10 protein-coding genes and 1 tRNA gene are annotated in these 6,673 nt (G+C 40.8%); 5 read left to right on the forward strand and 6 right to left on the reverse strand.

The window, feature by feature from the left end:
- Positions 1–165: 165 nt before the first annotated feature.
- Entirely contained in the window at positions 166–453 is a 288-nt protein-coding gene (locus Q366_RS21445; protein ID WP_156968239.1) for a hypothetical protein, read from the reverse strand.
- 249 nt (positions 454–702) lie between these two features.
- Here Q366_RS21445 and Q366_RS18705 point away from each other — a divergent pair, with 249 nt between their 5' ends.
- From Q366_RS18705 to Q366_RS22230, 4 genes are all read left to right on the forward strand, one after another.
- Entirely contained in the window at positions 703–1,203 is a 501-nt protein-coding gene (locus Q366_RS18705; protein WP_035242171.1) for a hypothetical protein, read from the forward strand.
- A gap of 178 nt (positions 1,204–1,381) precedes the next feature.
- Positions 1,382–1,585 carry a type II toxin-antitoxin system HicB family antitoxin gene (locus Q366_RS18710; RefSeq protein WP_035242173.1) on the forward strand — a complete coding sequence of 68 codons (204 nt, stop codon included), beginning with the start codon at positions 1,382–1,384 and terminating at the stop codon, positions 1,583–1,585.
- On the forward strand, positions 1,582–1,779 hold the full coding sequence (locus Q366_RS22470) for a type II toxin-antitoxin system HicA family toxin (RefSeq protein ID WP_035242176.1): 198 nt from the start codon (positions 1,582–1,584) through the stop codon (positions 1,777–1,779). The genes Q366_RS18710 and Q366_RS22470 overlap by 4 nt, the downstream gene beginning before the upstream one ends.
- Entirely contained in the window at positions 1,776–1,907 is a 132-nt protein-coding gene (locus Q366_RS22230; RefSeq protein WP_281175509.1) for a hypothetical protein, read from the forward strand. Before Q366_RS22470 ends, Q366_RS22230 begins: the two co-directional genes overlap by 4 nt.
- Positions 1,908–3,307: 1,400 nt before the next feature.
- On the opposite strand, the gene Q366_RS18720 is transcribed toward Q366_RS22230, so the two are convergent.
- The 5 genes from Q366_RS18720 to Q366_RS18740 all read right to left on the reverse strand — a co-directional run bounded on the left by Q366_RS18720 (position 3,308) and on the right by Q366_RS18740 (position 6,010).
- A complete protein-coding gene (locus tag Q366_RS18720; protein WP_035242179.1) occupies positions 3,308–3,679 on the reverse strand; it encodes a hypothetical protein in 372 nt (123 codons plus the stop codon).
- 2 nt (positions 3,680–3,681) lie between these two features.
- The gene (locus Q366_RS18725; RefSeq protein WP_035242182.1) at positions 3,682–4,119 is read right to left on the reverse strand and encodes a hypothetical protein; all 438 of its coding nucleotides are present in this window, start codon (positions 4,117–4,119) and stop codon (positions 3,682–3,684) included.
- 325 nt (positions 4,120–4,444) lie between these two features.
- The gene (locus Q366_RS18730) at positions 4,445–5,116 is read right to left on the reverse strand and encodes an N-formylglutamate amidohydrolase (protein ID WP_051958163.1); all 672 of its coding nucleotides are present in this window, start codon (positions 5,114–5,116) and stop codon (positions 4,445–4,447) included.
- Between the two features lie 299 nt (positions 5,117–5,415).
- The gene (locus Q366_RS18735) at positions 5,416–5,730 is read right to left on the reverse strand and encodes a type II toxin-antitoxin system RelE/ParE family toxin (protein WP_035242184.1); all 315 of its coding nucleotides are present in this window, start codon (positions 5,728–5,730) and stop codon (positions 5,416–5,418) included.
- Positions 5,723–6,010 (reverse strand): type II toxin-antitoxin system ParD family antitoxin, encoded by a 288-nt coding sequence (locus Q366_RS18740; protein ID WP_035242187.1) that lies wholly within the window; start codon positions 6,008–6,010, stop codon positions 5,723–5,725. The genes Q366_RS18735 and Q366_RS18740 overlap by 8 nt, the downstream gene beginning before the upstream one ends.
- Positions 6,011–6,351: 341 nt before the next feature.
- Between Q366_RS18740 and Q366_RS21450 the strand changes: the two genes are divergently transcribed.
- Positions 6,352–6,426 (forward strand) — tRNA-Val (locus Q366_RS21450).
- Positions 6,427–6,673: the final 247 nt, after the last annotated feature.

The raw sequence follows: 6,673 nt of genomic DNA on the forward strand, positions 1-6,673 counted from the left end.
GGTTTTCATTTCTGGGGTAAGTTCGAGATCACCGTAGCCAGTCTGGATGTAATCTATTGAAGGAAGTTGCTTGTTTAATGCGTATGCTGCGTCTTGTGGGTTCATTTGATTAGCCTGTTATTTATAGTGGACATGTAAAAATCCTTTGACCGCGGGGGTTACATTTTAACCTTCTCCCCTTGCTTGAAGCTCTTTTTCATAGCAATCAGAACAAAGGCCCCGGAGATCTGAACAACCACGAAGTATTTCGGATAAGAAAAGCCCTCTACCGCATGATCTACAGAAGTGCTTGAATCCATACTGGGTTACAATTTTGGAAAGTATTGGAACTAAACTGTTCCGAACGATTGACTTCATTTCACGGGTAAGCTTGATTTTACCATGACCGGTTTGGATGTAATCTATTGTGGGAAGTTGTTCTTTTAATGTGTAGGCTGCTTCTTGTGGGTTCATTTTTTTTTAATTCCTCTCTTGAATTGTAAGAAAAGAAAACCCCCTGGCGGCGCTACCAACACCATATGCCAGGGGGGACGATGTCCCGGTGAAACGCATGCCCATGCAAAAACCAAGACATCTATAGGGTAATTGTTTTGATACGGCGTTTGAAAAATGATAAACTGACAATTCGGGCATATGTTTATCCTTTTGAAGGGTAAATGAAACTATTTGCATAATTAATAAACCTATAGATTTTATTTGTCAATGAAAAAAGAACCCATAGATCCAGATAAATTTAAAATTGAAATTGCAAAAAAATTTATTGACCTTCTCAATTCGAAACGTGGACTTGCAAGCGAACTATCAAGAAGTATTGGTAAGGACCCTGCTTTCATAAATAGTATAAAGCAAAACAAGCCAGTTAATGCACTACATTTGAAGGCCGTTGAATTAATTTTGGGGGCTGATTTTGTATTAAAATTATTGACCACGAATGAAACTATAGATTCAAATGGAGCAAATAACCCCACTGAATCTTACGGCAATAGTGCTAACAATAAATTCAAATTTCCCAAAAAAGAACAAGACGCAATAACCGCCCTTTGGGAAATAGAAAATATAGATGAACAAACTTTCCGTAGAACAGTCGCAGATTTAGAATACATTGCGAACAAACTGAAAGAAGGCGCTACCCCAGGAGCATTAATTGCTGTTCCAGAGAATAAAACCTTGGGGGAGCTTACCAAAGAAAAAGACCGTATCTGATAATTGACAATATTTTCATACTGTTGAGGGGTGATTATGGTTGAGTTATTAAAAAATAGCTTTTCTGGAGATGAAAGGCTAATACTCTTTACCAAAAAAAATAGGCAGACAATATCGGGGAAACCCTGATTTATTCAAATTTTATGCAAGTATTTACATAGAATTAAGGAAAACAACTATGAAATTCACACTAATATACGGCAAAGACGATGGGTGGTATGTTGGCCGCCTACAAGAAATCCCGGGAGTCATCAGCCAGGGGGAAACCCTCGAAGAGCTGAAAGAAAACATAGCCGATGCATATAAGCTTTTGGTAGAGGATGCTATGGGACTGCCGGTACCGGAGCTTCATACCGAAGAAATAATTTTAGATATTGCATGAAGCGGCGCAAATTTATTAAGGAGATCGTTGAACAGGGGTGTTATCTGAAACGGCATGGTGGCAAGCATGACCTATATATCAACCCAGCAAATGGTAAAGTGTCCCCGGTTCCGCGCCATCCAGAAATAAAAGATCTGACATGTAGGCTGATTAGGCAGCAGTTAGGGATTGAGGAAAAAGGAAATAAATTATGAAAGTAAAAATTTTCACAGAGAATGCAGAAAGCGAAGGCATCGAGAAGGAAATAAACAATTGGATAGAAAAAACCAATCCAAACATTAAATTCATCCCCACCTGGAGGAGCCCGGGGCCATCGGCCTGAGATCCTAACGGGAATTACTTTTGGAAAATTCCTTCTTTCCAAGAAGCAAAACAGCTCCGCGAAGGGGCTCGGGTGGTGCCCGGTTATATAAACTCTTTTCTTTCGCCCCCTGGGGAGGCCTATGGTTCATCGGCTAACGCCCTTCGGTTGTTGGGCTCGTGAAATCACGTAATTTTCGCCGGAAAACGATGTCTAAATGCTGGAGCCCCTTGGCGGCGAGAAATCACGCAATTTAACGACCCTAAGGGAGCTCCAGGCCGCGTGGCCAAGAGAAAATATATTTTCTTTTTTTAGAGTCGAAAGGCTGTACAGCGGCATAAGCCGAGAAAGTCTTATAGCGGTATGACAGTTTTTTTTTGGTTTATAAGGAGGGATGGGGGTAGTAACATAAGAAGACTGACAAGAGCCGGACATTACAGACTTCGACAATCTCACGTTAACGCAACACTTCGGGAGGATTCCGGGGCTACCGCGGAATGGGACTGTTCATCGGGACATTGTGTTGACAGCCGGTCCACACCGACATAATCACGCTGGGAAGACCGCCCGGCTCAAGCACTCGACTGGCACACGCTCAAACTCTTTACAGAGCAACATTCCCACCGATCTCAGTAGCGGCGGTATCTTATAGGCGCTGATGACACAAAAGGATTCCCATTGGTCAACCGAATCTGCTACCCAATCCATGCCCCAGTTCTGCAAGACAACCAAACCAGGGGCTATCCAAAATACATAGTACTATATGTATTTTTATTTGTTTATGCAATTATGATACCATGCTATTTAACTGCCTGCCTATCAGGGATTTTGGTGCAATGGCATGATTATTGCTTAAGTTAATAAAATACTTAGAGTTCAATCTAAAATCAACCAATAAAAAACACACATCGGGAAATCATCCGGCAGAAAGTACGCCCCAGAGGAAGTCCAGGAAGTAATCCACCCCCTGGGGGATCAGAGGTATCGGCTCCAGAGGAAGGCAGAAAGAAGTCTGATTCGGGGATAAGCCCTGGTGAGTCAGAATAGTTAACCGCAGGTTAATAAGTTAACCAGGTTAACCACCGATGAATAAAGGACTTTGAGTTAACAAAATGCAAGCTGGACAAGGAAGACCGACCGGCTCAAGCACTCGACTGGCACACGCTCAAACTCTTTACAGAACAACATTACCACGGATCTCAGAATTATAAATCTTAAAATCTTCGATCTGCCCCAGGGGGAAGTCCAGAAAGAAATCCGCTCTAATTGATTTTTGGCGTTTCAAAGCAAACACAACATATAGCGCCTGGACGTTTTTCAAAAAACCGAGGACTTATAGACAAAGTCAACGCCTGTTTAAACCACATTTTTCAGAGCGACTCAGGAGCGGCTGAAAACGTCGAGTTGAAACATTTGTTAGCTCAATCAGTTAGGAGTTCATCGATTATTTCATTTATTCCTGAAGCCTGCTCCCTGGCAGCTTCAAACAAATTAACCACTGCTCCAGAATGCTGACTATATTCCCAAATTATATTGTCATTCTCTCCAATAAAGCAAATTCCTTGGTCTTCAGTCCAAGACCACTGCATCTCGTCATAGTAATATTTATATCTTACACTATATAATCCGATGCATTTACCTTTGTACATACCAATCAAGAATAAAGGAATTATATTATTGGTGCCTTCGATCAGTGAATAGGGAGCTTCTCTTTCTTGCCATTTAATTTGACCCAAATATGTTTCTTTTGTTAGGGCGATTGCCAGCTTTTCAATTTTATCTTTAGTCTCCATGATTAATCCCACTTTGAGTCTTTCGATAATTGTTCTAAACTTGTGATCAATCCTGTTAGTTGGGTGTACAACTCCCAAGCCTGATCCTCCTCAATATTGGCTATTGGTACAGTGAATATTAACATTTTTTTTATTTCGAGCTTTTTACAGAATATACGCACCTTTTTTCGTTCCTTATCTGGTAATTTCCCTTCTAAGTTTTCAAGGAGGCTTTTTGCGATACTCAGTTGTTCAAAGCCATTACGTTTGCTTTCATTCCAATTTTTTAAATTCTTTGAGAGATTGTTGTTTGCCTGAGTAACTTCCTTCATGATTTCAGGAAGTCTTGCCCTCCTAAGAAACGATTTACGTATTTTTTTTGCTTCAATCCATACAAATAAAGAAACAAAAAGTCCCAGTATTGAACAAATAGAAGCGAAATCTGTCAACCATTCTGGCATTTTTTTCTCAGTAATTTTTTTTTATGTTAAAGCGCGAGGTTGTGTTGTACGCAATTGTTTTTTCAACTATTCGATGAATGCTAAAAACAGAAAATTGGAACCACGCAATAATGGTATCAGGGTTTAGTTTTTCGATTTAAATTGGCACTCCATATATTTGGATTCAAAAAATTTGAACAATAGCGATTGGTCATAGACATAATCAACACTTCAACGTTCACCATCAATGGGGCGCAAGGAATGATGAAGTCGCTATTGGCACGTTAACGCCCAAATTTGTGATGGCGTCGACGGTCCGGCCCTTCGAATCCAGTGCATGGTGTGGTTATCCGTCAACGTTGTTGGCTGTGTTAAAACGTTTGTCAAATGTGGTTACTATTGCGGCCAGAAATGCGACAACGCCTGCCCTATCACCTGTTCGTAGTTTGCGACTAATTTCAACTTGTATTGTATTAAAGTTGTCTCCATACCCTTTGTATTCGCTGTAAGGGTCGCCACGCCGATGGAATTCCTTCGATTTATCACCTGGAAACGTATTGTTCATTCCAATTTTTGCACTGGGAAAATGGGATTTCAATAAATCACGAAACCAAGTCGCAATGGGTTCGTCACATGAATTCCCGTGTCTGGTACCAATTTCGAAGTCCGTTGGAGGGTCATGGTCATCTCGCATCCCGTGAACAGCAATGTGTAAATACCTCTTAGTTAATCCGGCCTCGCTCTCGGCAATTAAACATTTGGAATCCAGAATTTTTCGAATAGCTTCGCGGTACTCTTTGATGGCTGGCGCATTGCTTTTGGCAGGCGGCCGATTGATATCCATTTCCTTTCGAGAAATGGTCGCAACAATTCCTGCGACCCCGGTCTGGCCAACTACCTGTTGAACGATTTCGCCAGTGTACATGTCCGCACTCGGTTTCTGAGCATGGACAGCGTCCACGTGGCACGAAAACTTGACATCACCGATACTATATTTGATGTATTGACCAACTTCCATATAGGAAAACCTCGATTAGTTAAGAATGATAAAATCATTAACATTATATGGAAAGGTGTGCAAATTTTTTCTTCAATTTTGCACATAGTTAACTAAGCACTAATGGTATGATTGAACACTTTTTTCGAAATTATCCGGCCACCAGATATTGTGTCTACCCGAAAACGCTGCCAGTAAATTTTATATATTATACTCCTCCATCAGATCTGACCGGGAAGTATTCCATTTGATTCAAACTCAATTATTTAAGATTCCCTGGCAGTGAATCTGATTCAGAACAATTAACATGTTGGGCTAAATTAATATTTCATAATGGCATCATAATCCTGACCACCATAAAATATATCCAAAACCCGGACAACTCGTTTGGATTCATCAATCAGAAAAGCCGCAACGGTTCTTTTGTCCAGAGGATAAATTCTCAGGCCGACCATTAAGTCATCACGCTTTTGTCCTCTCAAAGGTGATCTTTCAAGCTTTTGGCATGCCGCTTTTAACTTTTCTATATATGCCCAAGCCCTTTCCGAAAAACCGCTTTGTTCTGCAATATAAAAATATATTTTTTCAAGGTCTTCAATTGCGTTAGGCATCAAAAAGACATCATATTTATCCATTCGCAGATTTTTCCGACCTTTGTTTGTGCAAATACTCAATTCTTTCAAATGCTGATCGAAGCGGTACGGGATCACCATTTTGTTCTGAATGTTCCAAACGCATACGGATAGCTTGAAGCCGTGCTTCGTGCTCATCCTCTCTTTGCTGCCATAATCTCACAGCGGCCCTGATAAGTTCGCTGGTCGAGCTATAAAAACCTTCATCGACTTTTTTCTTTATAACTGACAGCATTTCAGGGGGAATGGTGATTGTTATTTTTTCGGCCTTATCTTGTCTCATATAATCACCTCTTAAAATGGTATGATAGAATCATACTTCATGTAACGGATCATCGCAACACCCAAGCGAATGCAAACCCAATATATACAAGTGTGCTGTAACGCACAGGTTTAAAATGGTTGCGGTTTTGGTTGCGGGTTTTATCCAAGAGAAGATGAAAAAATGAGGTATGTAAAAAAAGACGTACTGAAATAAAGGGCTATTGTGGCATTCACAGCAATAACAACGTCTTTGGGAGCAGAGGCTCAACTGGTGATGTATTAATGTCGGATACAAACACGGATACAAAACGCTGTGTATTTCATGTGTTTTTTTATTTCCCTTGTAACGAAAAACCAGGGGATTCAGTGTTTATGGGGTGGTATTAAAGTCCTCTCACGCCGGAAACCCGGGTTCGATTCCCGGTGGGATCACCACTAAAAACAACAAGTTATCCAACTTGACATAAGCCATCCCAGGAGCTGACGGCTCCCAGGACGGCTTTTTTGTTACAGGCCAAACATAAGTTTGCCATAATCCGGCTCCTCCTGTAACGTTTCACGTAAAATCCGGAATTCTGGCAAACAGTCTGAACAGACTCAAAATCGAAAAAAAGTCTTCAAACTGTTTACACAGGCAGATCTTTTGGTTATTGATGATTTATTCCTCCGGAAGAAAATGCCT

The organism is Desulfobacter vibrioformis DSM 8776 (genome assembly GCF_000745975.1).
Lineage (GTDB): Bacteria > Desulfobacterota > Desulfobacteria > Desulfobacterales > Desulfobacteraceae > Desulfobacter > Desulfobacter vibrioformis.